The organism is Blastococcus goldschmidtiae, assembly GCF_031845325.1.
GTDB lineage: Bacteria > Actinomycetota > Actinomycetes > Mycobacteriales > Geodermatophilaceae > Blastococcus > Blastococcus goldschmidtiae.
Window position 1 is genome coordinate 357,813 of record NZ_JAVREI010000001.1, and the last position, 25,814, is coordinate 383,626.

The following is a 25,814-nucleotide window of genomic DNA, read 5'->3' on the forward strand; positions in this document are numbered from 1 at the left end:
AACGTTTGGTTGCGGATGACGGTAGCGAGGAACGGCGGCCAGCGCAACCACTGGTTGCGGATGGGCGGGGCGACGCTTCGGTCAGGCGGGCTCGGGGAACCCGTGGTGCACGGCCTCGACGTTGTTGCCGTCGAGGTCGCGGAAGAAGACGCCGTAGTAGCCGGGGTGGTACTCCGGCCACTCCCGCGGCTCGTGCAGGATCTCCGCGCCCGCCTCGCGCGCCGCGGCGAACACCGCATCGACGGCGTTCCGGGATGGTGCGGTCAGCGCCAGGTGCACCGGCCGGTTCCCCGGCTCCTCCAGCGGAGACGTCCACAGCTGGGGCATCCCGTCCGGCCCGGCCAGACCGATCACGGGCCCGTGCGGGGTGTCGTACCGCATGAGCTCGCGCACCCCGCACGGCGCGAAGACCCGCTCGTAGAAGGCGGCCGCCGCCGCGGCGTCGGCGCACTGCAGGCCCAGGTGGTCGATCATGGCCGGACCGTAGCGACGAGGACCGACATCGGTCGATGAGTTCCGCTGCGGGCGCCGGTCGGATGAGCTGACGGCACGCGAGGGCGTGCCACCCAGCCACCCAGCCGGCCGGACGGCCGGTCGGAGAGCGAGGAGACACCCGTGCGAATGATCTTCATCAACCTCCCTGTCGCCGACCTGGCCCGGGCCAAGGCTTTCTACGGCGGCCTCGGCTTCGGCTTCAACGAGCAGTTCAGCGACGAGAGCGCCGCATCGGTCGTCATCAGCGAGCAGATCACCGTCATGCTGCTGACCCGCGAGCGGTTCGCCGACTTCGTGCCGGGTGGTGTCGTGGGCGACCCGGCCCAGGCCACGACGGTGCTCAACACGCTGTCCGTCGACTCGCGCGAGGAGGCCGACGACATGCTCGCTCGCGCCCTGGACTCCGGTGGCAAGCCGTGGCAGCCGGCCCAGGATCACGGCTCCATGTACGGCACCAGCTTCGCCGACCCCGACGGGCACGTGTGGGAGACCATGTGGATGGACCCGTCCGCGGTGCAGTGACCGCCCGGGCGACCTGCTCCGCGCGCTGATTGGATGGGTCGCGGCGCCGGGAGAGCCCCGGCGCAGGAGGGAGCACCGTGGCCGAGCTGCAGCGACCGGACGTCGAGCCGCCGACCGGACCCGCCCCCGACGACCTGGTGATCGAGGACCTCGTCGTCGGCGACGGTCCGGAGGCCAAGGCCGGCGACCTGATCAGCGCCCACTACGTCGGCGTCACCCACGACGGCGGCGAGCAGTTCGACGCCTCCTGGGACCGGGGCGACCCGCTGGAGTTCCGGCTGGGCGTCGGCATGGTCATCCAGGGCTGGGACGAGGGCATGACCGGCATGAAGGTCGGCGGACGGCGCCGGCTGACCATCCCGCCGCACAAGGCCTACGGCGAACGGGGCGCCGGCGGCGTCATCAAGCCCGGCGCCACCCTCGTCTTCGTCGTCGACCTCGTCGGCGTGCGATGACACTGCGATCCTCCGGATCGCACCGCGGCCGGCAGCCGTTCCCCTGGTGAGCTGAGCCGTTCCGTCGTGCCTGCGCGGAGCCCTCCGGGCCCCACTCGGCGCGACACCGCTTCGCGGAATCCTCCTGCGGGCGACGACGTTGGGCCGGGCATGCGCGTAGAGGTCTGGTCCGACGTCGTCTGTCCGTGGTGCTACGTCGGCAAACGCCGGCTGGAGACCGCCCTGGAGCGGTTCCCGCACCGCGACCAGGTCGAGGTCGTCTGGCGGTCCTTCCAGCTCGACCCGACCGCCCCCGAAGGCGAGACGCACCCGACGCTCCCGGCGCTGGCCGCCAAGTACGGCACCAGCGTCGAGCAGATGCGCGAGAACATGCGCGGCCTCGAGGAGACCGCCGCCGCCGAGGGGCTGGAGTACCACCTGGCCGACGGCGTCAGCGGCAACACCCTGCTGGCCCACGAGCTGCTGCACCTGGCCGCCGAGCACGGCAAGCGCAACGAGCTCAAGGAGCGGCTGCTGCACGCCTACTTCGAGGAGCAGCGCTCGGTCTTCGACGTCGAGTCGCTCGTGCCCCTCGCCGTCGAGGTGGGCCTGGACGAGGTCGAGGTGCGCGAGGCGCTGACCGACCGGCGCTTCCGCTGGGCGGTCAGCGAGGACAGTGCGACGGCCATCGAGCTCGGCGCGCGGGGCGTCCCCTTCTTCGTCGTCGACCGGAAGTATGCCGCCCCCGGTGCCCAGCCGGCCGAGGTGCTGCTGCAGCTCCTCGAGCGCGCGTGGGCCGACGCCCACCCGCTGGTCACCGTCCCGCCCGCCGACGGCTGCGCCGACGACACCTGCGCCGTCTGAGGCCGGAGGCCTCGGCCGTTGCGCGCCCGTCCACCTCTCAGCGCTTCTGAGAGGTGGACAGGCGCGCAGTCGTGACCCGCCGGAGCTAGCCGAGCAACCGAGGCACGGCGCGCAGCGCGTCCTCCGCGTCGGCGGTGAGGTCGCGGACGACGTCGGTCGCCGAGCGTTCCGTCGTCACAAGCCCCACAGCCTCCCCGGCGTAGAGCGGGGCGTGCGCCGGATCGCCCGATCGCCGGCCCTCGACCACGAGATGCCGGGCGGCGTCGTCGCCGAGCAGCTCCTCCTCACGGCCGTGCCAGGTCCGGGAGAAGTCGTTGACCAGCGCCCGGCCGGGCCAGCGCTCGGGCCAGGCGATGCCCTCCGCGACGTCGAAGGCGCGGGTGAGCACGGTCTCGTCCCCCGTCGCCTCCCGCACGCGCGCCCGCACCGAGGCTGCGTTCAGCCCCTCGGTGCAGGACAGCAGCGCCGTGCCGACCCACACCCCGGCCGCGCCGGCGACGAGCATCGCGGCCATGGCGCGGCCCGTGGCAATCCCACCGGCGGCGACCACCGGCCGGTCGGTCAGGGTCAGCACCTCCTGCAGCAGCGGCAGCAGCGTGCGCTGACCGGTGTGCCCGCCGGCCTCGGTGCCCTGGGCGACGAGCACGTCGACGCCCGCGTCGATCGCCCGCCGTGCGTCGGCGACGGTGTTCACCTGCGCGGCGACCGCGATCCCCGCGTCGTGCAGCGGCCCGACGTAGGGCGCCGGATCCCCGAACGACATCGACACCAGGCTCGGCGCTGCCGCGACCGTGGCCTCGAAGAGCTCCGGCCGCTCGGCCAGCGTCCAGATCATCAGCCCGACGCCGAACGGCAGCTCGGCCTCGGCAGGGATAGCGCCTTCCGACGTCACGAACCCGGCGCTGTGCCGGCCGCTCACGCCGATCATGCCGAGCCCGCCGGCCCGCGAGACAGCGGCGGCGAGCGCGCCGCCGGAGACGCCGGCCATCGGCGCACCGACGACCGGCGTGGAGAGGTCGAACCAGCGGGTCAGCGGCGTCCGGATCACGGCCCCATCGTGCCGTCGCCCATCCTGCTCCGCCCACCCCGCGGTCGCGGGCGAGCCGGCGATGTCAGGCCGGCTGGGGTGCCGGTCCTCTCCTGCCGGCGGACCGCAGCATCGCCGGGACGATCCGCCGGTGGAAGGGGCGGATGAGCGCGAAGTAGAGCTGTCCGAGAGCGCCGTGGAAGGTCACCGTCGTCGTCAGCTGGAGCTCCGCCGCGCCACCGGACTGCAGCAGACGCAAGCTGACGCGGAAGTCCAGGTGCCGGTCGTCGAGACCCATCAACACTTCGTCGTCGCGACGGCCCAGCACCGGGAAGCCCTCCAGCGGGTCGGCCCGGGACGCCGTGCGCAGTCCCAGCGGGCGCACGAGGAGGTCCCGCAGCCGCAGCAGCCGCTGGACGATCGGCGGTGGGGAGGCGAAGAGGTTCCGTCGCCAGACCTCGATGTCGGTGGGCGCGCCAGGCGGCAGCGCGACGACGAACGAGTCGGCGACGTCGGGTACGACCCCGGCGAGCAGGCCGTCCGTGGGCGGCGGCGCGGCCTGGACGCGGCCGGCCCCGCGGGTCAGCCCGGCCATCCGGCGGAGCAGCCGGACGTAGGGGGACCAGGGTGTGCGATGCCGGTCGGGCACGAACCGCTCGTGCACCCGGTCGAAGGCGTCCTCGACGACGGCGTCGTGGACCGAGCGGATCACCAGTGGCCACAGCAGGCGGGTGCGGCCGAGTGCACGACCGGTGAGTTCGTGGCGCAGCAGCACGCCACCGGGCCGGGGCTGCACGTCGAAGGTGTGGGTGCCCTCGAGCCCGCAGGCGGGGTCGAACCGGAAGACGACGCGGCGACCGGGCTCGTACGTCTCGACGTCGTAGCGGATGTCGCTGTGTCCGCCGACGGCGCCTTCGCCCAGCGGGCGGTCGAGCTCCATCGGCCACCAGTCGTCGCGCGGCCAGACCGCGTCCTCGACGCCACCGAGGGTGTCGAGGAGAGCTCCTACGGCGTGCGGCGCAGCCGGCACGAAGCGTTCGTGGACGTTGTGGACCTGCACGGGAACCACCTTCCATACGGGACCGTATGGTCCCTCCGTACGGTACCGTACGGAAGATGGCGGGCGAACGGCTGGACCGGGACGTCTGGGCGCGCGCGGCCCTGGACGTCATGGGCGAGCGCGGCGTGGCCGGCCTGGCCATCGAGCCGCTGGCGAGGTCGCTCGGCACCACCAAGGGCAGCTTCTACTGGCACTTCCGCGACCGCGAGGACCTCATCCAGGCAGCCCTCGAGCGCTGGGAGAACCAGGAGACCGACGCGGTCATCGCCATGCTCGGGCCGCTGGCCGACGGTCGCTCCCGCCTGCGGGGGCTGCTCACGGCGATCTTCCTCACCCATGCCGAAGCGCCCGACCGAAGCGTCGGACTGGCGGCCGACACCGGTCATCCGGCGGTGCAGGAGGTCCTCACCAGGGTGACGCGCCGTCGCATCGACTACGTGGCCGAGCAGCTGGTGGCCGCGGGCATCGACGCAGAGGAGTCCCGGCATCGTGCGGTCCTGGCCTACACCTCGTACCTCGGCTGGTCGACGATGATGCGGAGCACCCCGGGCGTGCTTCCCCAGCGGGAGCAGGCGGCAGAGTTCGTCGACTCGATGATGCGTCTGCTCATCCGCTGACCCGGGGGCTCCGCTCATCGGCTGGGTCCGAGCGGGGCGCCCGCCCTACTGCGTGGCGGGGCCGCCCTGGTCGGTGCCCTGCAGCCGGCCCAGGAACTCGTGGCAGCGCTTCGCCCGGGCCGAGTCCTGCTCCATCACCTCGCGGAAGAAGCTCGCGACGTCCTGCAGGCCCGCGTTCTCGGCGTCCCGGACGTACTGGCCGTAGTCGTGGCCCGCCTTCAACGAGTGGTACTGGACGGACACGAGGTCGTAGAAGACGTCCTCGAAGCCGGTCTCACCGGTGGCCATGGGTTCTCCTCGGGTGCTCGACGGTGGACTCGTGGACTACCCGTGCCGGACCGATCCGTCACATGGATCAGGACGTCGGGGCCTCCGAGAACGCCCCGCCGGTGGCGTCCCCCTCGTCGGTTCCGTCCCGGGCCAGCTCGTCCTCGCCGGAGGCGACGGGGTCGTCGGCGGTCGAGGCGAGGTCCTCGCCCTGCCCCAGCGCGCCCGGGTCGGCCTGCAGGGTGCGGGGGTCGTTGAGCGGGTCCGGGGTGTCGGGATCGGTGACGGTCATGCCGGGGGGATGCCCCGACCGGCGGCGTAGGAATCCCTGGCCATCGCGTAACCCATGTGTTACGCATGTCCGCGTGGAAGCCCTCGCTGCCCTCGCCGACCCCGTCCGCCGGGCACTGGTGGAGCTGCTGGCGCACGGGGAGGTGGCCGCCGGCGAGCTGGCCGACCGCTTCCCGGTGAGCCGGCCGGCCGTCAGCCGGCACCTGCGGGTGCTGCGGGAGGCGGGGCTGGTCACGGTGCGGGCCGAGGGGAAGCGGCGTCTCTACGCCCTGGACCCGCGGCCGCTGCGGGAGCTCGACGACTGGCTGGAGCCCTACCGCGACCTGTGGGCCCAGCGGCTGGACGCACTGGACACCGAGATCGCCCGCGGCCGGCGGGCGCGGAGGAACGGAGAACCGGCATGAGCGAGGACCTGGAGACGCGGCGGGGCGTCGTGACGCGCCTTGGCGACGGGCGGCAGCGGCTGGAGTTCCGCCGCTCGTGGCCCGACCCGGTCGAGGACGTCTGGGCGGCGCTCACCGAGCCCGACCGCATGGCCCGCTGGATCGGCACCTACGAGGGCGAGCGCGCCGTCGGGGCGACGGGCACCTTCACGATGACCCACGAGGAGGAGCCGGTCGGTGAGCCGATGACGATCGTCGAGTGCGACCCGCCGCGGCGGCTGGTCGTCGAGTGGGTCCAGCAGGACACCGACGCCTGGCGGGTCGACCTCCGGCTGTCCACCGAGGGCGACCGGACGGTGCTGCGGTTCGTGCAGGTCTTCGGTGCCGACGCCGACGTCACCGACTTCGCCCTGGGCTGGCACTGGTACCTCGCGAAGTTCGGTGCGGAGGTGGACGGCTCACCGGCCCCCGGGGAGTGGGCGGCCTTCCTGGCGCAGGTCGGCCCCGCGTACGGCCGACCCTGACGGGGGAGACGCGTCCGCGGACCGCGGACCGACCCGGGGCGGCGCGATAGCGTGCCGGGGATCCGACCGCCGACAACGGCGTCGGCGGCCGGATCGACCACGCTGCGCGCCGTCGCGCCCGTCCGGTGACGCCGCCCCAGGTCGGTTAGCGTGGGAGAGCCGCAACCCGTTCGACGGAGGCTCTTCCCCACGTGGCGAATCCCTACCTGCAGGTGCTGCGCACGCCGCACACCGTGCCCATGGTGCTGGCTGCCTTCATCGGTCGGCTGCCGCTGTCCATGGTCGGGCTGGGCTGCGTCCTCCTGGTGGCCGACCAGACGGGGTCCTACGGCCTCGGCGGCGCCGTCGCCGCGGTCGGTGCGGTCACCACGGCGGTGGCCGGGCCGTTCATCGGCCGGCTGTCCGACGCCCACGGCCAGCGCCGGGTGCTGCTGCCCGTGCTGGCCGTCTTCGTCACCTCCGGGAGCGCCTTCCTGCTGGCCGTCCGCCAGGACTGGCCGCTGATCCTGGTGTTCGCCTCGGCCGGCCTGGCCGGCGCCTGCCTGCCACCGGTCTCCTCGATGATCCGCGTGCGGTGGACCCACCTGCTCCGGGGCAGCCACCGGCTGCCGACGGCGCTGGCCATGGAGTCCGTCGTCGACGAGATGGTGTTCGTGCTCGGCCCGGTGCTGGTCACCATCCTGTCCACCACCGGCCATGCCACCTCGGGCCTGGTGACGGCGTTCGTGCTGGCGACCGTCGGCAGCCTGCTGTTCGCCGCGCAGCGCCGCACCGAACCCGTGCCGACCGCCGTCGAGAACCGGAGCATGTCCTCGGCCATGCGGTCCGACGGGCTCAAGGTGCTGTTCGTCGTGTCCGCCGCGGTGGGCACGGTCCTCGGCACGCTGCAGATCTCGCTGGTCGCCTTCGCCGACGAGCTGGACGAGAAGCCGATGACCGGGGTCCTCATCGCCGGTCTCGCCGTCGGCTCGATGATCAGCGGCATCGGCTGGGGGGCCGTCCACTGGCGGCTGCCGCTGCGTCATCGGCTGGCCGGCGTGCTCGTGCTGCTCACCCTGCTGAGCGCGCCGCTGATGCTGGTCCGGGACGCCTGGCTGATGGTCCCGTTCGTCGTGCTGGCGGGCATCGCGGTGTCGCCGGCGCTGATCAGCGCCTTCACTCTCGCGGAGCGGCTCGTGCCACGGGCCGCCGTCACGGAGGCGTTCACCTGGATCGGCACGGCGCTGGCGCTGGGCGTGGCCCTGGGGGCCTCGGTGTCGGGCAAGATCGTCGACGTCTCCGGTGCCAACGCCGCCCTGGCGGTGGCCTCCGTCGCGGCCGCCGTCGCCGCCGTCGTCGTCGCGCTGGCACAGCGGGCCCTGCACGTCCCGGCCGAGCACGCGGCCGTGCCTGCGCTGGCCCGCTAGGTGGACGAGCGCTACGCCCTCCCGGGGGCGCTGGTCCGGGACCGGTCGGTGACCGTGCCACTGCACTGGTCCGCCGATGACGGCGAAGGCATCGACGTCTTCGTCCGCGAGCTCGTGCACCCGGACACGCGCGACCGCGAGCTGCCGCTGCTGCTGTTCCTGCAGGGCGGCCCCGGCGGGAAGTCGCCCCGGCCGACCCGGGGCGGGTGGCTGCCCCGCGCGCTGCAGGACTTCCGCGTGGTGCTCCTCGACCAGCGCGGCACCGGCCGCAGCTCCCGGATCACCGCCGCCACCATGGCGCGCTTCCCCGACGCCCGGTCCGCGGCCGAGCACCTGCTCGCCTTCCGGGCCGACTCGATCGTCGCCGACGCCGAGCACGTGCGCGCCGCCCTGTACGGCGGCCGGCGCTGGACCACCCTCGGGCAGAGCTACGGCGGCTTCGTCACGCTCTCCTACCTGTCCCGGGCGCCGCACGGGCTCGAGCGCTGCCTGGTCACCGGGGGGCTGCCCGCCCTGGAGCCCGACGCGCGCGAGCTCTACCGGCGCACCTATCCCCGGGTGGCGGGCAAGGTGCGGCGCTTCTACGAGTGGTATCCGCACGACGTCGCGCGCGCCGCCGCGGTCGCCGACCGGCTCGCGGCCGCGCCGGTGCGCCTCCCCGACGGCGACGTCCTGTCCGTGCGCCGGCTGCAGACCGTCGGGCAGGTCCTCGGCACCCAGGCCGGCGCGGAGGAGCTGCACTGGCTGCTGGAGGAGGCCCTCGACGAGGGCTCCCCGAGCGGTCTGTCGGACACCTTCCTCGACCAGGTCGCCCGCCGGACCTCCTTCTGGGACAACCCGCTCTACGCCGCCCTCCACGAGAGCATCTACGCCTCGGGCCCGGGCGCCACCGCCTGGGCAGCGGAGGCCGAGCGCACCCCGGCCTTCGACAGTGACGTGCGCCCGCTGCCGTTCACCGGCGAGATGGTCTATCCCTGGATGTTCGACGAGATCGCCTCGCTGCGGCCCTTCGGTCCCGCCGCGCATGCGCTCGCCGCCCGCGAGGACCTGCCGGAGCTCTACGACCCGACCCGGCTGGCGGCCAACGAGGTGCCGGTCGACGCCGCTGTCTACTTCGACGACATGTACGTCGACGCGGAACTGTCGCTGGAGACGGCCGCCGCCGTGGGGAACGTGCGGACGTGGGTCACCAACGAGTACGAGCACGACGGCCTGCGGACCGGGGACGTCCTGGGCCGGCTGCTCGACCTCCGCTCCCGATGACCCGTCCCCGTCCGGCGCCCGGGGGCGGACGGCGGCTCGGCGTCGCCCCGGAGCGGCTGGGCAGGTGGCTGGACGGGGTCGCCGAGCGGCACGGCGCGTTCACCGACGTCGTCCCGGACGACGACGGCACGGTCCGGCTCACCTGTGCCGACACGACGACGGTCGTGCTGCGCGCGCCCTTCGGCTGGACGCCGGAGCAGCCGGTGCTCGCCGGCTTCACCGCGGCCGCCCGCGCCGAGCGGACGGCGGCGGTCCTCCTGGTCCGCCGCGGCCGCTGGGCGGTGGGCGTCTTCACCGGGGAGCGGCTGGTGGTGTCCAAGGTCGACGCCCGTCAGGTCCAGGGGCGGACGGCGGCCGGCGGGTGGTCCCAGCAGCGGTTCGCCCGCCGCCGCGGGCACCAGACCGACGCCGTCGTCACCTCGGCCGCCGACACCGCGGCCCGGGTCCTGCTCCCGCACCTCGCGGACGTCGTCTCGCTGTTCACCGGCGGAGACAGGGGGCTGGTCGACGAGGTCCTCGCCGACCGGCGGCTGACAAGGCTCGCCGCGCTGCGCCGGGAGCCGCACCTCGACGTCGGGGAGCCCACCAAGGCCGTGCTCCTGGAGACGCCGGCGCAGCTGCGCGCCGTCGAGGTGACGATCGTGGAGCCCGCCGACCGGGCCTGACCGCGGACCGGGTGATCCGGCCGGAATTGTGCCGAATGGCGGGAAAGGTGTCGGAGGCCACTCCCGCAGAGTGGCCTCCGACACTTTTCGCCTTTCTGGTGAGCAGCATCTCAGGCTTTCCGGGTACCGATCTGCGCTTTCCGGGGTTATCACTAAAGCAACACCAGGTGTGGCCGATGAAGAAAGCGACCACGGACCACTCGTCAGGAGACAGTCATGGGAACGCGTACCGCTCACAGGCCCAGCACGATGGGCAACATCCCGATGAGCTTCGCTCCGATGCTCTTCGCGGACCCGTCCTACCTCGAGGCCGACCGCGCCCCGATGGGCGCGTCGCAGGGTGAGGGCGTGCGGTTCATCGCTCGTCTGGGACGTATCCTCCGCACCCACAGCTGAGCCATTCGCCCGCGCTCCGGAATGGAGGGCGGGCCGCGACACCGACGCGAGAACCGCCATTTCCCGGCGGCTCTCGCGTCGCTGTCGTCCTAGGCCTGGTCCCTGCGCTCCGCCGTCCTGCACTCCGCTCGGTGCCGGAAGGCCCTCGACCGGCCCGGCGCTGCGGCGTAACGTCCTCCGACCGTGTCTCCCGTCGCCCCCTCCGAGACCGTTCCCCCTCCCGATCCCGTCCTCGTCGCCGAGCGCGCCCACCTGGCGCGGGCCGAGGACTGCCTCTCCCGGATGCGGGTCGCCGCCACCGCGGTGACCGACGCCGGCGTCGACGCCTGGGCGTCCGAACGACTGGGCGCGGCGCGCGCCGAACGGCTGCGCGCGCTGGCCGCTGACCCGGGCGTGCCCCCGTTCTTCGGCCGCACCGACAGTGGCGGCCTGTATCCCGAGACCTTCCACATCGGCCGCCGGCACGTGCGCGACGACGCCGGCGACCCGGTGGTCATCGACTGGCGGGCCCCGATGAGCCGGCCGTTCTACCAGGCCACCGCCACCGACCCCCAGGGCGTCGCGCGCCGCCGCCGGTTCGGGTTCGCCGGCGGCGAGCTGACCGGTTACGAGGACGAGCGCCTCGAGGCCGGCGACGACGGCCCGGGGGAGTTCCTCCGCGCGGAGATCGAGCGTCCCCGCAGCGGGCCGATGCGCGACATCGTCGCGACCATCCAGCCCGACCAGGACGACATCGTGCGCGCCCCGCTCAGCGAGTCGATCTGCGTGCAGGGCGCCCCGGGCACCGGCAAGACCGCCGTCGGCCTGCACCGCGCCGCCTACCTGCTCTACACGCACGGCGGCCAGCTGGCGCGCACCGGCGTCCTCGTCGTGGGGCCCAACCGCGCGTTCCTGCGCTACATCGAGCAGGTGCTGCCCACGCTCGGCGAGGTGGACGTCACCCAGTCGACCGTCGCAGACCTCACCGGCCGGGTGCCGGTCCGTGCCGTCGACCTGCCTGCGGCCGCCGTCCTCAAGGGGGACGCCCGCATGGCGGAGGTCCTCCGCCAGGCGTTGTGGGGGCAGATCGCCAAGCCGTCCGACGACGTCCTGGTCCCGCTGACGGGGCGCCGGTACCGCGTCCCGGTCGAGCGGCTCAAGCGCTACGTCGACGACCTGCGCCGCCGCGCCCGCCGGGACGACGACCAGCAGCTGCTGCACTACGCCGCCGGTCGCGAGCGGCTGGCGATGCTGCTGGCCGGGGACGCCCGCCGGCAGAAGGAGGCGGCCGGGGGTGCGCCGACCGACGCCGAGACCCGGAAGGCCGCGCGCAGCCCGGAGGTGCGCGCCTTCTGCGACCGGGTGTGGCCCGTCCGCGACGCCGGGGCGCTGGTGGCGGCGCTGTTCACCGACGAGGCCCTGCTCGCCCGCGCGGCCGGGGGTGTCCTCGACGACGCCGAACAGGCGCTGCTGCGCTGGCCGGTGCCCGCGCGGTCGACCCGCTCCGCGCCCTGGACGGAGGCCGACGCGGTGCTCGTCGACGAGGTCGCGGGGCTCCTCGAGCGGACCCAGGGCTTCGGCCACGTCGTCGTCGACGAGGCGCAGGACCTGTCCCCCATGCAGTGCCGGGCCGTCGCCCGGCGGCTGGCGGCCGGGTCGCTGACCGTGCTCGGCGACCTGGCGCAGGCGACCAGCCCGTGGTCGGCGGCCGACTGGGGGCAGACCCTGGCCGGACTGGGGCGGCCCGGCACGGTCGTGCGCCCGCTCACCCGCGGCTACCGGGTCCCGGCGGAGGTGCTGGACTACGCCAACCGCCTGCTCCCCGTCATCGCTCCCGGCCTGCCGGCCGCCACCGCCGTCCGGAGCGAGCCCGGATCACTGCGCGTCCGGTCGACGGCCGATCTCGCCGGCCCGCTGATCGGGGTGGTCGAGGAGCTGGCCGCGCAGCCGGGGTCGATCGGGGTGGTCTGCGCCGACGGCGTCGTCGACGAGGTGGTCGGCCTGCTGACCGGTGCCGGGATACCGGCCACCGCCCTGGTCGACGACGGCGAGCCGCCGTCGCGGGTGGCGGTCGTGCCCGCCACGCTCGCCAAGGGGCTGGAGTTCGACGCGGTCGTCGTGGCCGACCCGGCGGCGATCGTGGCGGCCGAGCCCCGGGGGCTGCACCGGCTCTACGTCGTGCTCACCCGGGCGGTGAGCACGCTGGTCGTGCTGCACCGGGACGACCTGCCCGCCGAACTGGCCGCCGTCCCCGGCTGAGGCCGGCGTCAGGCCCCTGTCCGGCGCCGCTCCAGCAGCTCGTCCAGCGAATCGGTGACCAGCCAGCCGCCGAGCATCACCAGGTGCAGCAGCCACAGCCAGAAGCCGACCGCGACGACGCCGCCGACCACGGTCAGCCCGCCGAAGGGGGCGCCGAGGTCCAGCGGCAGGGACAGGAAGAGCACGAAGCCCTGCAGGAAGCCGGACAGGCACGCCGCGGTGAACAGTGCGCCGCACACCAGCGCCGGCCACCGCACCCGGTCCCCGCCCACCACCCGGAAGCCCCAGGCCAACGGGAGCGTGAGCGCGGCCAGGACCGCGTAGAAGCCGACCGCCACCCGGCCGACCGTCGCCCAGGCGCCCCCGCTGTCGGCGAGAGCGGCCATGGCGTCGGCGGCCAGCAGCAAGGGGTAGAGCAGGAAGGGGGCGAGCAGCAGGAGCGGCAGGGCGGTGAGCCGGCCCCGCCAGCTGGTCAGGCCCTCCTCGCGGGCGCTGAACCGCAGCAGTGCCCGCCGGACGCCCTCGCCGTACAGCGACATGGGCAGCAGGGCGAGCAACCCGTGCAGCGGGTCCAGGTCGACGCCCGCCTCCACCAGCCGGGCTACCGCGTCCGGGGCGCCCAGCTCCGGGGGCAGCAGGCCGGCGAGCCGTTCGCCGAGCTCCCGGACCCGCTCCGCGGAGGTGAGCCAGGCGGTGAAGGAGAAGGCCAGCACCAGCAGCGGCACGACGGCGATGCCGGCGTAGAAGGTGAGTCCTGCGGCGATCAGCGCGAGATCGCGGCCCTCGAGCCGGTGGCGCACGCCCGCCAGCAGGGCCCGCCACCAGGAGCGCACCGGGCGGGCGGACTCCGGCGTCAGCGGTGTTCCTCCCGTCCCTCGGCGTCGGGCGACCAGCGATCCGGCCACGGCGAGCGGACGGCGGAGGTGTCTGCCTCCGTAGTGGGCCGGCGGGGGCGCCCCGAAACCGTTCCCCGGTCCTGATGCGCTCCGCACACCGGACCAACAGCGGAGAGTGAACAGGTCCGTCACACTCCGGTGACCGCAACCAGACCCTGTTACCCACGCCTCAGCACGGCAAACCACATAGTTGTGATTCACCCATTGTCACGGCTCGGTAACAGGCTTACCGTCAGTGTGCCTGCCGAGGCGATCAGTCACCATCCGGGTGGCGGCCCGTCGCAGCAACCGAATGAAACGGAGAGCCGCCGCTCATGGCGTTTCCCCTGCAGCCCGCTCGCGGCCGCACCGTCCGACGCGCCGCCCTCGCCCTCGTCGGCGCCTTCGGCATTCTGCTGGCCACCGTGCCCGCCTCGGCCGCTCCCGGGAACCCCGGCTCGGCCGCCGAGGCAGCGGAACTGGTCGCCGCCCGCGGCCACGACCTCGAGGCGCTCTCCGAGCAGTTCAACGAGGCGCGCGAGGTGTTGCGGGCGCAGCAGGCCGCTGCCCAGGCCGCGCAGACGGAGCTGGACCGCGCCACGGCCGCGCTCGCGGCGGCGCAGCAGGGCGTGCGGGGCATCGCCCGCACCGCCTACACCGGCGAGGGGCTCAACTCCTTCCAGGCCCTGATGATCAGCGGCTCGGCCGACGAGTTCGTCAACCGCATGTCCACGCTGCAGATGGTGGCCGGGCACCAGAACCAGCTGCTCACCGTGGCGGCCGATGCGAACGTCGCGGCCGCGGCCGCGCAGGAGCAGGTCCGGGTGTCGGTCGCCGAGGCGCAGCGCCAGTACGACGCCGTCGTCGACCAGCAGAGCGATCTCGAGCGCCAGATCGCCGAGTACAAGGCGGTCCACGAGCGGCTCAGCGCCGCGGAGCAGCGGGCCGTCGCAGCCGCCGCCGCCCAGGCGCACGCCGACGGTTCCGCGCACGCCGGCGGTGCGGCCCAGTCCGGCGGTGCGGCCCAGTCCGGCGGTGCGGCCCAGTCCGGCGGTGCGGCCCAGTCCGGCGGTTCCGCGCCCTCCTCGCGGGCCAGCCGCGGTGAGCGGACCGAGCCGCTCGCCGCCGCGTCGGCGCCCGTCGTCGCCAACAGCGGCGCCGCCCAGATCGCGGTCGACACGGCCATGGCCCAGCGCGGCAAGCCCTACGTCTGGGCCGCCGACGGTCCCGGATCGTTCGACTGCTCGGGCCTCACCCAGTACGCCTTCAAGGCCGCCGGCATCAACCTGCCGCACTCCAGCCGCATGCAGGCCCAGATGGGCCAGTCCGTGCCCCGCGGGAGCCTGCAGCCCGGTGACCTGGTGTTCTTCTACAGCCCGGTCAGCCACGTCGGCATCTACATCGGCGGCGGCCAGATGGTGCACGCGCCGACGTCCGGCGACGTCGTCAAGGTTGCGCCGGTCGACGCGCTCGGCGGCTACGCCGGCGCCCGCCGCATCGCCGCCTGATCGACCCGCTGCAGCAGCCCCCACACGAAGGTCGTCCGCACGCCGCCGGGCAGGAGAAGGACCCCGTCCCCCTCCCACCTCGCAGGCTCGGCGCGGGTCGCGTCCAGCCGGGGGAGCGCCTCGGCCACCAGATCCGGCCGGACGTCGGCCATCCGCCGCAGCAGGACCAGGCAGAACTCCCGCCGCGCCAGCCCCCGCACGGGAGCGACCCTGCCACTGGCGGCAGGATCACACCGCACGTGGGGACGTCGGCCCCCGTCCGGCCGTTGAGCCCCCAGGACCCACCGCCGCACACCTGAGGACGTCGCCCCGATGAACCCCCGCACCGTCGCCACCGCGTTCCGCGTCGTCGCCGTCGCCGAGGCCCTCTCCTGGCTCGGGCTGCTGATCGGGATGTTCATCAAGTACGTGCCGGAGACCTCCGAGCTGGGCGTCAAGATCTTCGGGCCCATCCACGGCGGGGTCTTCGTCGCCTACGTGCTCGTCACGCTGGTGGCGGCCCGCGTGCTGCGCTGGTCGCCCGGCACCACGCTGCTCGGGCTGGCCGCCTCCGTGCCGCCGTTCGTGACGATCTGGTTCGAGCGCTGGGTGATGACATCGCGACCCTCCGGGCCGCACCGCGACCACGTGCCGTCCCCGGTGCAGTAGAGCCGGATCGTCCACTCCTCGGGAGACCCTGCGGGCCCCCGCTCGTCGCGGACACGACCGTCCCCCTACCGTGCCGGCATGCCCGAAGCCGTGCTGCCCGCGACCGCCCGCACCCTGCTCGCCCGCGTGGCCCGCACGCAGCGGGACGGGCGCGCGCCCAGCCTCGTCGCCGGGGTCGTCCGCGACGGCGGGCTGGCGTGGTCGGCCGGCCGCGGCGCCGTCGCCGAGCCGCACGCCGACGTCCAGTACCGGCTCGGGTCGATCAGCAAGACGGTCACCGCGGTCCTGGTGATGCGGCTGCGCGACGAGGGCCGGCTGTCCCTCGACGACCCGCTGGAGCGGCACCTGCCGGGGACGCCGCTGGGCGGGCGCACCATCGGCCAGCTGCTCTCGCACCTGGCCGGCGCCTCCGCCGAGAGCCCGGGCGGCTGGTGGGAGCGCGTGCCCGGCGGCTCGCTGGCGGACCTGGCGCTGGGAGAGGACGACGTCGTCCTCGGCGCGGCCCGGCGCTTCCACTACTCCAACCTGGGGTTCGGCCTGCTCGGCGAGCTGGTGGCGCGCCAGCGGGGGACGTCCTGGGACGACGCGGTGCACGCCGAGGTGCTGGCGCCGCTGGGGATGACCCGGACCAGCCCGCGTCCCTCGGGCGCGGCGGCCGAGGGACGGGCGGTGCACCCGTGGGCCGACGCCGTCCTCCCCGAGCCCGAGCACCACGCCGGCGTGATGGCCGCCGCCGGGCAGCTGTGGGCGACGCTGGCCGACCTGGGCCGGTTCGCCGCCTTCCTCCTCGGTGACACCGCCGAGGTCCTGGACCCCGCGACGCTCGAGGAGATGACCGAGCCCGCCGGCGTGGACTCCTCCGCCGCCGGCTGGTCGGCCTACGGGTTGGGCCTGCAGGTGATGCGCGTGGACGGGCGGAGGCTGGTCGGGCACGGTGGGTCGATGCCCGGCTTCCTGGCCGGCGTCTTCGTCGACCGCGACGAGCAGACCGGGGCCGTCTCGCTGGCCAACGCCACCGCGGGCGTGGAGCCGGTGGTCCTCGGTCTGCTGGCCGACCTGCGCGCCGCCGAGCCGCGGATCGTCGACGCATGGACGCCGTCCCCGTCCCCGGTGCCGCTGGAGTCCCTCGGCGTCTGGTTCTGGGGCGTGTCCCCGTCCGTGCTGCGCGCGGTCGGGGGTGGGCGGCTGCACCTGGGGCCGCTGCCCGGTCGCGGCGGCCGGGCCAGCCGGTTCGAGCAGCGTGCGGACGGCCGCTGGGTCGGGCTGGACGGCTACTACGCCGGCGAGACGCTGCGCATCGCCGAGGACCACCTGGACCTGGGCACGTTCATCTTCACCCGCACCCCGTACGACCCCGCCGCCCCCGTGCCCGGTGGCGTGGACGAGCGCGGCTGGCAGGCCTGACCCGGCGTCAGGTGGTGGGGTAGAGGCCGGCCGAGTACGTCGCGGTGGAGTAGTAGCGCTCCAGCTCCTCGAGCGGTTCGTCCTTGCGCTCCAGGGCGTGCGCGATGCGTGCCCGGGTGGGCACGGCGTCGGGGCGCCAGCTCTCGGGGTCCCACAGCTGCGAGCGCAGGAAGGCCTTGCCGCAGTGGTGGAACACCTGCTCGACGTCGACCACCACCGCCAAGACCGGGCGGTGACCCTTGACCACCATCCGGTCCAGCAGTGCCGGTTCGGTGACCAGGCGGGCACGGCCGTTGATCCGCAGCGTGTCGGTGCGGCCCGGCAGCAGGTAGATCAGCCCGACGTGCGGATTGGCCAGGATGTTGCGGTAGCCGTCGGCGCGGCGGTTGCCCGCCCGCTCGGGGATAGCGATCGTGCGCTCGTCCAGGACGAGCGTGAAGCCGGGCGGATCGCCCTTCGGGGAGACGTCGCACTCGCCGTTCGCGGTGCTGGTGGCCACCAGGCAGAACGGGGACGCGGCGAGCCACTCCCGATCGACATCGGCGAGCGCGGTCCGCTCCTTGGCCAGCGCGGCGGGCATCGGCTCTCCGAGCAGTGCCCGCAGCTGGGCCTCGCTGGTGATCTCGTCCACGGGGGCATCCTGCACCCCTCGCGCCCCGGAATCTGCATGTGTCTGCCGATCGGGACGCCGGAGGCCCCGAGCGCGCAGATCCGGCGGGACGTCAGGGGCGGTCGAAGGCGTCGATCGTGTTCTTGACGACGACGCCGTAGGCGAGGTGCGGCACGACGTCGCTGAGCCAGTCCTTCGCCGACCAGGTGCGCGGATCGGTGACGCCGAGCGCGGCCATGGGGCCGTTGGCCGCCACCATCACCCCGAGGGTGGTCAGGGCAACACCGACCGGCTTGGCCGAGAGGTAGCCCGCGGCCCGGGCGAGGCCGCCGACCGTGCCCACGCCCACCCCCGCCACGAGCCCGAGGAGCGGCCCGAGGCCCTGGACCCGGTTCGCGCGGGTGTCGCCGTCACCGGGGATCGGCACGTGCGCCTCCGAGGCCAGCTGCTCGACGGTGTCCTCGGGGGTGGAGCTCGTGCCCCGTCCCCGGACCGCCATGTCCAGATAGGTGACGGCGTTGAGCGCCGTGCTGCCGGCTGCGCCGGCGGCCGCACCGCGCAGGGCCCAGCCGAGCGTGCTGATGCCCCGCTTCCCCTTGCCGCTCACGCCGAGGGGTGTCCGCTTCGCCATGCGACGTCAATACCCGTCCCCCGGCCGGCAACCCGCCCGTCAGCCGGTCTTCGGGGGCACCGGCCGGGCCAGGAACTCGGCCAGCAGCCGCGCGACGCGGCCCGACGTCTCGCGATGCTGGACCTCGTAGCCATGGGTGCTGAGCGTGGGCAGGGACAGCAACGCCGCCCGGGCCGCCTGCCCGCTGGCCTTGGACCGGGAGGCGTCGGAGTCGTAGGCCTCCCAGACGGCCGCGCGCGGCGCCAGGTCGAGCTCGCACCCGAGGGCCATGAGGTGGTCGGCGAGCACCTTGTCGTAGACCGCGGCGTCGTCGGCGTAGCTGATCACCGGCCCCGAGGAGGCCGGCACCTGGTACTCGGCCTCCGCCGGGCCGACGTCGAGGGCCAGGGTGATCTCGCCGGGAAGCGTGCGGGAGGCCCAGGCCGCGCCGATGCCGCCCATCTCCTCGCCGGTGGTGCAGACGAGGTGGACGTCGGCCACGGGAAGGCGTCCGGACTCGCGCAGCAGCCGGGCGGCGCTGATCAGTGCCACGAGCGCGGCCCGGTCGTCGAGGAAGTAGGAGCCGATGAAGTCGCCGGACTCGACGACGTCCCGCCGGCTCCGGTGCACGCAGACCCGGGTGCCGGGGTGGACGCCCGCCTCGGCCAGCTCGCCGGGGGTGCGCCCGGTGAAAGCGCGGACGTGGCTCCACTGCATCGCCTGGTCGCCGCCGTCGGGCTTGGTCTGCCACACCTGCGAGGTCTCCGGCGTCGTGTGCTCGGAGCCGAGCAGGAGGACCGCGGTGAACTCCTCGGTGTCGCCCAGGACGGTCAGTGGTCCCAGCCCGAAGTTGCCCGGGTACATGGTGCCCAGCTGCGACAGCCGCAGCGAGCCGTCGTCCTCGACCCGCTTGACGATCATCGAGAGTTCGTCCATGTGCGCCATGACGCGCACCGGGGCGGCATCGGGGTCGCTGCCGCGCAACAGCGCCACCAGGTTGCCCGAGGCGTCCACGTCGATCTCGTCGGCCAGGGGCGTGAGCTCCCTGCTGCAGATCGCCCGTACCTGGTGCTCCTGGTCGCCGGGACCGTAGGCGTGGAGCAGTTCCTGCAGCAGCTGGCGGTCGTCGGTGGTCACGGGGCTCCTCGAGGCGATGGGCGGCAACCCGATCGCCCTACCCCGGGACCTCGTCGTCGTACTCGAAGGACGCGGTCCCGGGCGGCGTGACGGTGAACCGCACCGGCCCGCCGGGCAGCCCGGACACCTCCACGACCACCGGCCGCAGGCCCGGCGTCGCCACCTCGTCGAGCAGGCGTGCGCTGACCCGGCTGAGCACGGACTCCACTCCGCCGGCGGTGAACCGGCGCTCCTGACCGTCGACGGTGAGGACGGCGGAGCGGCGACCGGAGAACGTCAGCGTCCCGGGGAGCGGCGGCCCCCACTCGGTGCGCCGTACTCGCAGCTCCTCGGCCACGCGGGCGCGCCCTGCGCGGTGCAGGCGCCGGAACTGCAGGTCCAGGACCGATCCGGCCTGCTCGTCGGTGAGGTCGAAGGCGTCCCGCACCCTCCGCACGGCGTCCTCGTCGTCCTCGGCGTCGACGAGGACCGCGACCAGCCGGACCGGATCGGCGAGCGCGGCGTCGATCGCCGCGAGAGGACCGGGGAGCTCCCGCCGGTGGGCCTCGGGCCTCACGGGCGACCGGCCTGCGCGCGTCGGCGCCGGACGAGGGTGGCGCCACCCAGCGCGGCCAGCGCCGCAAGCGCGGCGAGGCCCGCGATCACCGGCCCGGTGCGGTCCGTCGGGTTCTCCGTCGAGGACGAACGCGGCTCCGGCCCGGCCTGCGGCCCCGGCCCGGCCTGCGGCTCCGGCTCCTGCGGTGCGGCCGTCGCTCCGGTGGCGGGCACCGCGGCCAACTCGGCCTCGAGCTCGGGCGTCAGCGGCGCGGTTCCGCCGCACAGCGATGCGGCGTACTGCCCGTCCTCCAGTCCGGTGGAGGCCGTGGCGGGCAGGTCCAGCGACCGGGACGCGAACACCACCACGGGGCCCCGCCCGGACAGCTCGAGGCCGCAGCTCGCGCCGGAGCCCGCGGACACGATCTCCTGCTGGGCCTGCACCCTCCCTTTGACGACGGAGTCGACCGCGAACACGTGCACGGCCACGTCGGACAGCGAGCCGGGCGCCGGTTCGCGTGACTCGAGCCGGCCGGTGAAGACGACATCCGCGCGCTCCGCGAAGTGGGCCGTGGTGCCACCTGCGCAGCTGCAAGCCTGGGCGGGAGCGGCCGCCCACATGCCGAGAGCGCTCAGCAGCGCACCGAGCAGCAGGACCACGGCGGGACGTCGCACGGGCGCAGCGTGCCCTGCGCCGGACGCCGGCGCCAGTACCCCTGCGGCGGCGGTGCGCTGGCGGCCGGACCGGGCACCGCTCAGGCTCGGGGGATGGACGTCGACGCGCACCTGGAGCAGGCGATCACCGAGCTGCTCGAGCTCCGGGGCGCGGGCACCACGATCTGCCCGTCGGAGGCGGCCCGCCGCGTGGCGCCCGAGCTGTGGCGGGATCTCACGCCCGCGGCCCGGGACGCCGCCGGACGGCTCGCGGCGGCCGGCCAGGTCGAGGTGACCCAGGGCGGGGAGGTCGTGGACGTCGCCAGCGCCAGGGGCCCGGTCCGGATCCGCCGGAGGTAGACGAGTGCGACGAACTGGTGGTGATCACCGGCCGATCGCCACCGGTTCGTCGCACTCGGCCGCGATCGGCGCTCAGTCGGCGGCCCGGTCGAGCAGCGGGGCGGTCCGGTACTCGACGAACCGCCGCATGGCCAGGGCCGTGTCCAGCCGCTGGACGCCGGGGATGGCCAGCACCTGCTCGGTGATCCGCCAGAGGTCGTCGGCGTCGACGGCGGCCACCTGCACCAGCAGGTCCGCGGCCCCCGACAGCCCGGTCACCTCGAGCACCTCGGGGATCTCGGCGAGCGCATCGCTCACGTCGGTGAGGCTGCGCTGCGCCACCTGCACCGTGGCGTACGCGCCCAGCCGGTAGCCCAGCGCCTCGGGGCGCACCCGGCGGTCGAACGGCGCCAGGACGCCCGCAGCGTCCAGCCGCGCGAGGCGGGTCTGCACGGTGTTGCGCGCGAGGCCCAGCCGCTGGGACAGCGCCATGACGCTGGCCCGCGGGTCCTCGCGGAGCGCCAGGAGCAGACGGGCGTCCGTGGGGTCGAGGCGATCCGGGCCGACGGTCACGATGCGCAGTCTGGCACGCGGAAGCGGCGTCGACCGCGCTTTCTGCGCAACGCCGACGCCACCGGCTGTGCAGATCCCCCGCCGGGGCCCTTGCCAGGCCGGAAGTCCGTCGGGCAGGATGTGTGAGCGGCGCCACACCTGGGCGTCGCACGACGTCCATCTCCGCACGGCGCCGGTGACCCCGGACCGGGCGGCCGACGGCGAGGAGCGAGCCATGACCGCGGTGCGCGACGAGATCGAGGCCGACATCGGCGACGCCACGGAGGTCGTCGATCCCGTGCCCGGGGCCGGCGCCCCGCATTCGCCGCGGCAGCCGGACCTGGTGCAGCTGCTCACGCCCGAGGGCGAGCGGATCGAGCACCCCGACTACCCGCTGGACGTCACCGACGAGGAGCTGCGCGGCTTCTACCGCGACATGACGCTGGTCCGCCGGTGGGACGTCGAGGCGACGGCGCTGCAGCGCCAGGGCGAGCTGGGCATCTGGGCCTCCCTCCTCGGCCAGGAGGCCGCCCAGCTCGGCGCGGGTCGGGCGCTGCAGGACGGCGACATGGCGTTCCCGACCTACCGCGAGCACGGCGTCGCCTGGGCCCGCGAGGTCGACCCCCTGCACGTCATGAGCCTGTTCCGCGGCGTCGACAGCGGCGGTTGGAACCCGGTCGAGCGCGGCTTCGGCCTGTACACAATCGTCATCGGCGCTCAGTGCCTGCACGCCACCGGCTACGCCATGGGCGTGCAGCGCGACGGTGCCGAGAGCGCCGTCCTAGCCTTCCTCGGCGACGGCGCCACCAGCCAGGGCGAGGTCAACGAGGCGATGGTCTTCGCCGCCAGCTTCTCCGCACCCGTCGTCTTCTTCTGCCAGAACAACCAGTACGCGATCAGCGTGCCGCTCGAGCGCCAGTCCAAGGTGCCGCTGTACCGCCGCGCGGCCGGCTTCGGCTTCCCCGGCGTCCGGGTGGACGGCAACGACGTGCTCGCCGTGCTGGCGGTGACCCGCGCCGCGCTGCAAGCCGCCCGCGAGGGGCAGGGCCCGACCTTCATCGAGGCTTTCACCTACCGGATGGGCGCGCACACCACGTCGGACGACCCGACCCGCTACCGCCTGGCCGGCGAGGTCGAGGAGTGGAAGCTGCGTGACCCGATCGCCCGGCTCAAGGCCTACCTGTCCCGCAGCAGGTTGGCCGACGCCGCCTTCTTCGAGGACGTCGACGCCGAGGCCGACCGGCTCGCCGCGCGCATCCGCCGCGGCACGGTCGAGATGCCCGATCCCCCGCCCACTGCGATGTTCGACGCCGTCTACGCCGAGCAGACCCCGCCCCTGGCCGCCCAGCGGGCCGAGTTCGAGGCCTACCGGGCGTCGTTCGAGGGTGACCAGGAGTGAGCGCCGCGAGGACGACGCCTGAGCGAGCATCGCAGGGAGCGCCAGCGACCGAGGAGCGGAACGAAGGCGGAGTCGAGTCATGAGCACCGAGCTGCTGGACGCGCCGGCGACCCAGACGATGACCATCGGCAAGGCGCTCAACCTCGGGCTGCGCCGCGCCATGGAGGACGACCCCAAGGTCGTGCTCATGGGCGAGGACATCGGCAAGCTCGGCGGCGTCTTCCGGATCACCGACGGGCTGCAGAAGGACTTCGGCGAGGACCGCGTCGTCGACACCCCGCTGGCCGAGGCGGGCATCGTCGGCACCGCGGTCGGCCTGGCGATGCGCGGCTACCGGCCGGTCTGCGAGATCCAGTTCGACGGCTTCGTCTTCCCCGCCTACAACCAGATCGTCACCCAGGTCGCCAAGATCCACGCCCGTTCGAGGGGCACGGTGCCGATGCCGATCGTCATCCGCATCCCGATGGGCGGCGGCATCGGGGCGGTGGAGCACCACAGCGAGAGCCCCGAGGCCTACTTCGCGCACACGCCGGGCCTCAAGGTCGTCGCGGTCAGCAACCCGGTCGACGCCTACTGGGGCATCCAGCAGGCCATCGCCGCTCCCGACCCGGTCGTCTTCCTGGAGCCGAAGCGGCGGTACTGGGAGAAGGCGGAGGTCGACACCTCCGCCACGCCGGAGCCGCTGTTCCGCTCCCGGGTCGTGCGCGGTGGCGACGACGTCACGGTCCTGGCCTACGGCCCGATGGTGAAGACGGCGCTGCAGGCGGCCGAGGCCGCCGCCGAGGAGGGTCGCTCGCTGGAGGTCATCGACCTGCGCACCATCTCCCCGCTGGACCTGGACCCGGTCCACGAGTCGGTCCGTCGCACCGGCCGGTGCGTCGTCGTGCACGAGGCGGCGACGACGCTCGGACCGGGTGCGGAGATCGCCGCCCGCGTGACCGAGACCTGCTTCCACTCCCTGGAGGCGCCGGTGCTCCGGGTCGGTGGCTACGACACCCCCTACCCGCCGTCGAAGCTGGAAGAGGAGTACCTGCCCGACCTCGACCGGGTGCTGGACGCCGTCGACCGCGCTATGGGCTTCTGAGATGACGCAGACCGCGGGTGCGCTGCGCCGGTTCACGCTGCCCGACGTCGGCGAGGGGCTGACCGAGGGCGAGATCCTCCAGTGGCTGGTGGCGGTCGGCGACACCGTCACCGTCAACCAGCCGCTGTGCGAGGTCGAGACGGCGAAGGCGGCCGTCGAACTGCCCTCGCCGTACGCCGGCCGGGTGGTCGAGCTGCTGGTCGACGCGGGCGCAACCGTCGACGTCGGGACGCCCATCATCACCATCGACACCGGCGAGGGCGCCGAGGACCAGCCGCCCCCGGAGCCCGGCGGCACGGGGCTGACCGGCGAGACCAACGCCAACGGCCGGACCGCAGTCCTCGTCGGCTACGGCCCCCGCACCACCGAGGCCCGCCGTCGCCCCCGCCGGTCCGGCGACGCCGCCGCAGCCCGGGCCGCCGCGCCGCAGGCCGTCCTGGCCGAGGCCGACCACGGCCCCGGCACCGACCGGCCGCCGCTGCTCGCCACGGCACCGGACGCCCGCAGCAAGCCCATGCGCCACGGTGGCCTGGAGGTCGGACGGCAGGCCGAGGCCGCCGCGGTCCGCGCGGACGCCGCCTCCGCCTCGTCCGCCGCGCCCGGCCGGCGCGGCCCGCGGCCGCTGGCCAAGCCGCCGGTCCGCAAGTACGCCAAGGACTGCGGCGTCGACCTGGCGCAGCTCACCGGCAGCGGCCCGGGCGGTGTCATCACGCGGGCCGACATCGACGCGTTCCGCGCGGCTCCCGCCACGGCAGGCGCCACCACGGGCCCTCGGGACCCACGGGTCGGGGAGCAGCGCATCCCCGTCACCGGCGTCCGCAAGCACACCGCGGCCGCCATGGTGGCCAGTGCCTTCACCGCGCCGCACGTCACGGAGTTCCTCACCGTCGACGTCACGCGGATGATGAAGCTGCGCCGCCGGTTGGCCGAGCGGCCGGAGATGGCCGGCGTCGCGATGAGCCCGCTGCTGTTCGTGGCCAAGGCGGTGCTGCTGGCCGCCGAGCGGCATCCGACGGTGAACAGCTCGTGGGACGACGCCGCCCAGGAGATCGTCGTCCACGGGCAGGTGAACCTCGGCATCGCCGCGGCCACCCCGCGCGGCCTCCTGGTGCCGAACATCAAGGACGGCGGTCGGCTCTCCCTGGTCGAACTGGCCGGAGCCCTGTCCGAGCTGACCGCGACCGCGCGCGCCGGGCGCACGTCTCCGGCCGACATGTCCGGGGGCACGTTCACGATCACCAACGTGGGCGTGTTCGGTGTCGACACCGGCACACCGATCCTGAACCCCGGGGAGGCGGCGATCCTGGCGGTCGGCGCGATCCGCGAGCGGCCGTGGGTGCACAAGGGGAAACTCCGGGTCCGGCAGGTCACGCAGCTGGCGCTCTCCTTCGACCACCGGATCATCGACGGCGAGCTCGGTTCGCGGTTCCTCGTCGACGTCGGCACGGTGCTGTCCGATCCCGGGGCGGCGCTGGCGTTCTGACCGGCGCCGCGGGCGGCAGGGTGCCGCACGTCGAGGGAACCGGGGCGCAGGACCGCCTTCCGCGATCCGCAGGGGCAGGGCATGGTCCGTTGCGTGGCCCGCATCCGTGACGTCGTCGTCGACTGCCGCCACCCGGCCTCGCTCGCCCGCTTCTGGGCCGCGGTGCTGGACGGGTACGCCGTCGCTCCGTACGACGCGGCGGAGATAGCGCGCCTGCACGCCGCAGGTGTGCACTCTCCGGAGGACGACCCCACGGTGCTCGTCGAACCGGGTCCGGAGGGCGGGCCGAGACTGTTCTTCCAACTCGTACCCGAGGCGAAGTCGGCCAAGAACCGGCTGCACCTCGACCTGCGCTCCGCCGACGTGGACCACGAGATCGCCCGGATCGCCCGGCTCGGCGGCCGGGTCCAAGCGAGCCACCACGACCACGTCGTCCTCGTGGACCCGGAGGGCAACGAGTTCTGCCTGCAGCGCTGAGCGAGCGCGGGCCGTGCACGGCTGCCGGGCGGCGTCCCACGTGTCGGC

At 74.3% G+C, this 25,814-nt stretch carries 31 protein-coding genes; 18 read left to right on the forward strand and 13 right to left on the reverse strand.

The annotated features are described in order from the left end of the window. Positions 1–81: 81 nt before the first annotated feature. Positions 82–474, reverse strand: a complete 393-nt coding sequence (locus tag RM425_RS01745; protein WP_311343460.1) for a VOC family protein — start codon at positions 472–474, stop codon at positions 82–84. A gap of 147 nt (positions 475–621) precedes the next feature. Between RM425_RS01745 and RM425_RS01750 the strand changes: the two genes are divergently transcribed. The 3 genes from RM425_RS01750 (at position 622) to RM425_RS01760 (ending at position 2,315) form a co-directional block, all read left to right on the forward strand. Then, positions 622–1,017 (forward strand): VOC family protein, encoded by a 396-nt coding sequence (locus tag RM425_RS01750; RefSeq protein ID WP_311344019.1) that lies wholly within the window; start codon positions 622–624, stop codon positions 1,015–1,017. Between the two features lie 77 nt (positions 1,018–1,094). Next, positions 1,095–1,472 (forward strand): FKBP-type peptidyl-prolyl cis-trans isomerase, encoded by a 378-nt coding sequence (locus tag RM425_RS01755; protein WP_091768897.1) that lies wholly within the window; start codon positions 1,095–1,097, stop codon positions 1,470–1,472. 150 nt (positions 1,473–1,622) lie between these two features. Beyond that, the gene (locus tag RM425_RS01760) at positions 1,623–2,315 is read left to right on the forward strand and encodes a DsbA family oxidoreductase (protein WP_311343461.1); all 693 of its coding nucleotides are present in this window, start codon (positions 1,623–1,625) and stop codon (positions 2,313–2,315) included. Positions 2,316–2,400: 85 nt separating this feature from the next. On the opposite strand, the gene RM425_RS01765 is transcribed toward RM425_RS01760, so the two are convergent. Next, positions 2,401–3,363, reverse strand: coding sequence for an NAD(P)H-dependent flavin oxidoreductase (locus tag RM425_RS01765; protein ID WP_311343462.1), 963 nt, complete (start codon positions 3,361–3,363; stop codon positions 2,401–2,403). Positions 3,364–3,427: 64 nt separating this feature from the next. Next, the gene (locus RM425_RS01770; RefSeq protein WP_311343463.1) at positions 3,428–4,402 is read right to left on the reverse strand and encodes a DUF2867 domain-containing protein; all 975 of its coding nucleotides are present in this window, start codon (positions 4,400–4,402) and stop codon (positions 3,428–3,430) included. Positions 4,403–4,458: 56 nt separating this feature from the next. Between RM425_RS01770 and RM425_RS01775 the strand changes: the two genes are divergently transcribed. After that, positions 4,459–5,019: a TetR/AcrR family transcriptional regulator gene (locus RM425_RS01775; protein WP_311343464.1), complete on the forward strand. Its 561-nt coding sequence runs from the start codon at positions 4,459–4,461 to the stop codon at positions 5,017–5,019. A 45-nt stretch (positions 5,020–5,064) separates the two neighbouring features. On the opposite strand, the gene RM425_RS01780 is transcribed toward RM425_RS01775, so the two are convergent. Together RM425_RS01780 and RM425_RS01785 are read right to left on the reverse strand one after the other, a co-directional pair. Further along, the gene (locus tag RM425_RS01780; protein ID WP_311343465.1) at positions 5,065–5,307 is read right to left on the reverse strand and encodes an acyl carrier protein; all 243 of its coding nucleotides are present in this window, start codon (positions 5,305–5,307) and stop codon (positions 5,065–5,067) included. A 67-nt stretch (positions 5,308–5,374) separates the two neighbouring features. Next, entirely contained in the window at positions 5,375–5,578 is a 204-nt protein-coding gene (locus RM425_RS01785; RefSeq protein ID WP_311343466.1) for a hypothetical protein, read from the reverse strand. 73 nt (positions 5,579–5,651) lie between these two features. Here RM425_RS01785 and RM425_RS01790 point away from each other — a divergent pair, with 73 nt between their 5' ends. From RM425_RS01790 to RM425_RS01815, 6 genes are all read left to right on the forward strand, one after another. Then, on the forward strand, positions 5,652–5,981 hold the full coding sequence (locus tag RM425_RS01790) for an ArsR/SmtB family transcription factor (protein ID WP_311343467.1): 330 nt from the start codon (positions 5,652–5,654) through the stop codon (positions 5,979–5,981). Beyond that, positions 5,978–6,484 (forward strand): SRPBCC family protein, encoded by a 507-nt coding sequence (locus RM425_RS01795; protein ID WP_311343468.1) that lies wholly within the window; start codon positions 5,978–5,980, stop codon positions 6,482–6,484. Before RM425_RS01790 ends, RM425_RS01795 begins: the two co-directional genes overlap by 4 nt. 191 nt (positions 6,485–6,675) lie before the next feature. Then, positions 6,676–7,890 carry an MFS transporter gene (locus RM425_RS01800; protein WP_311343469.1) on the forward strand — a complete coding sequence of 405 codons (1,215 nt, stop codon included), beginning with the start codon at positions 6,676–6,678 and terminating at the stop codon, positions 7,888–7,890. Next, positions 7,891–9,153 (forward strand): alpha/beta fold hydrolase, encoded by a 1,263-nt coding sequence (locus RM425_RS01805; protein ID WP_311343470.1) that lies wholly within the window; start codon positions 7,891–7,893, stop codon positions 9,151–9,153. Next, positions 9,150–9,818, forward strand: coding sequence for an acVLRF1 family peptidyl-tRNA hydrolase (locus tag RM425_RS01810; protein ID WP_311343471.1), 669 nt, complete (start codon positions 9,150–9,152; stop codon positions 9,816–9,818). The genes RM425_RS01805 and RM425_RS01810 overlap by 4 nt, the downstream gene beginning before the upstream one ends. A 579-nt stretch (positions 9,819–10,397) precedes the next feature. Next, positions 10,398–12,452 (forward strand): HelD family protein, encoded by a 2,055-nt coding sequence (locus RM425_RS01815; protein WP_311343472.1) that lies wholly within the window; start codon positions 10,398–10,400, stop codon positions 12,450–12,452. Positions 12,453–12,460: 8 nt separating this feature from the next. Here the strand turns inward: RM425_RS01815 and RM425_RS01820 are convergent, their stop codons facing one another. Next, complete coding sequence (locus RM425_RS01820) at positions 12,461–13,357, reverse strand: YhjD/YihY/BrkB family envelope integrity protein (RefSeq protein ID WP_311343473.1); 897 nt, start codon at positions 13,355–13,357, stop codon at positions 12,461–12,463. A gap of 305 nt (positions 13,358–13,662) precedes the next feature. On the opposite strand from RM425_RS01820, the gene RM425_RS01825 reads away from it, so the two are divergent. Continuing rightward, a complete protein-coding gene (locus tag RM425_RS01825) occupies positions 13,663–14,835 on the forward strand; it encodes a C40 family peptidase (RefSeq protein WP_311343474.1) in 1,173 nt (390 codons plus the stop codon). Here the strand turns inward: RM425_RS01825 and RM425_RS01830 are convergent. Beyond that, entirely contained in the window at positions 14,805–15,035 is a 231-nt protein-coding gene (locus RM425_RS01830; RefSeq protein ID WP_311343475.1) for a hypothetical protein, read from the reverse strand. The two genes, RM425_RS01825 and RM425_RS01830, sit on opposite strands and share 31 nt — an antisense overlap. Positions 15,036–15,147: 112 nt before the next feature. Here RM425_RS01830 and RM425_RS01835 point away from each other — a divergent pair, with 112 nt between their 5' ends. Next, positions 15,148–15,483: a DUF3817 domain-containing protein gene (locus tag RM425_RS01835; protein ID WP_311343476.1), complete on the forward strand. Its 336-nt coding sequence runs from the start codon at positions 15,148–15,150 to the stop codon at positions 15,481–15,483. 78 nt (positions 15,484–15,561) lie between these two features. Further along, the gene (locus RM425_RS01840; RefSeq protein ID WP_311343477.1) at positions 15,562–16,887 is read left to right on the forward strand and encodes a serine hydrolase domain-containing protein; all 1,326 of its coding nucleotides are present in this window, start codon (positions 15,562–15,564) and stop codon (positions 16,885–16,887) included. Positions 16,888–16,894: 7 nt separating this feature from the next. Here RM425_RS01840 and RM425_RS01845 read toward each other — a convergent pair whose 3' ends face one another. From RM425_RS01845 to RM425_RS01865, 5 genes are all read right to left on the reverse strand, one after another. Continuing rightward, positions 16,895–17,518 carry a pyridoxamine 5'-phosphate oxidase family protein gene (locus RM425_RS01845; RefSeq protein ID WP_311343478.1) on the reverse strand — a complete coding sequence of 208 codons (624 nt, stop codon included), beginning with the start codon at positions 17,516–17,518 and terminating at the stop codon, positions 16,895–16,897. Between the two features lie 91 nt (positions 17,519–17,609). Further along, positions 17,610–18,128 (reverse strand): hypothetical protein, encoded by a 519-nt coding sequence (locus RM425_RS01850; protein WP_311343479.1) that lies wholly within the window; start codon positions 18,126–18,128, stop codon positions 17,610–17,612. 39 nt (positions 18,129–18,167) lie between these two features. Further along, positions 18,168–19,244, reverse strand: coding sequence for a hypothetical protein (locus RM425_RS01855; RefSeq protein ID WP_311343480.1), 1,077 nt, complete (start codon positions 19,242–19,244; stop codon positions 18,168–18,170). A 37-nt stretch (positions 19,245–19,281) separates the two neighbouring features. After that, on the reverse strand, positions 19,282–19,800 hold the full coding sequence (locus tag RM425_RS01860; RefSeq protein WP_311343481.1) for a hypothetical protein: 519 nt from the start codon (positions 19,798–19,800) through the stop codon (positions 19,282–19,284). Further along, a complete protein-coding gene (locus RM425_RS01865) occupies positions 19,797–20,453 on the reverse strand; it encodes a hypothetical protein (protein ID WP_311343482.1) in 657 nt (218 codons plus the stop codon). Before RM425_RS01865 ends, RM425_RS01860 begins: the two co-directional genes overlap by 4 nt. 93 nt (positions 20,454–20,546) lie before the next feature. Here RM425_RS01865 and RM425_RS01870 point away from each other — a divergent pair, with 93 nt between their 5' ends. Further along, entirely contained in the window at positions 20,547–20,792 is a 246-nt protein-coding gene (locus RM425_RS01870; RefSeq protein WP_311343483.1) for a DUF3253 domain-containing protein, read from the forward strand. A gap of 72 nt (positions 20,793–20,864) precedes the next feature. On the opposite strand, the gene RM425_RS01875 is transcribed toward RM425_RS01870, so the two are convergent. After that, complete coding sequence (locus tag RM425_RS01875) at positions 20,865–21,344, reverse strand: Lrp/AsnC family transcriptional regulator (protein WP_311343484.1); 480 nt, start codon at positions 21,342–21,344, stop codon at positions 20,865–20,867. Positions 21,345–21,558: 214 nt separating this feature from the next. On the opposite strand from RM425_RS01875, the gene pdhA reads away from it, so the two are divergent. From pdhA to RM425_RS01895, 4 genes are all read left to right on the forward strand, one after another. Beyond that, on the forward strand, positions 21,559–22,722 hold the full coding sequence (gene pdhA / locus RM425_RS01880) for a pyruvate dehydrogenase (acetyl-transferring) E1 component subunit alpha (protein ID WP_311343485.1): 1,164 nt from the start codon (positions 21,559–21,561) through the stop codon (positions 22,720–22,722). A gap of 79 nt (positions 22,723–22,801) precedes the next feature. Further along, a complete protein-coding gene (locus RM425_RS01885) occupies positions 22,802–23,806 on the forward strand; it encodes an alpha-ketoacid dehydrogenase subunit beta (RefSeq protein WP_311343486.1) in 1,005 nt (334 codons plus the stop codon). A 1-nt stretch (position 23,807) separates the two neighbouring features. Beyond that, complete coding sequence (locus RM425_RS01890; protein ID WP_311343487.1) at positions 23,808–25,289, forward strand: dihydrolipoamide acetyltransferase family protein; 1,482 nt, start codon at positions 23,808–23,810, stop codon at positions 25,287–25,289. Between the two features lie 93 nt (positions 25,290–25,382). Further along, entirely contained in the window at positions 25,383–25,766 is a 384-nt protein-coding gene (locus RM425_RS01895) for a VOC family protein (protein WP_311343488.1), read from the forward strand. Positions 25,767–25,814 lie beyond the last annotated feature (48 nt).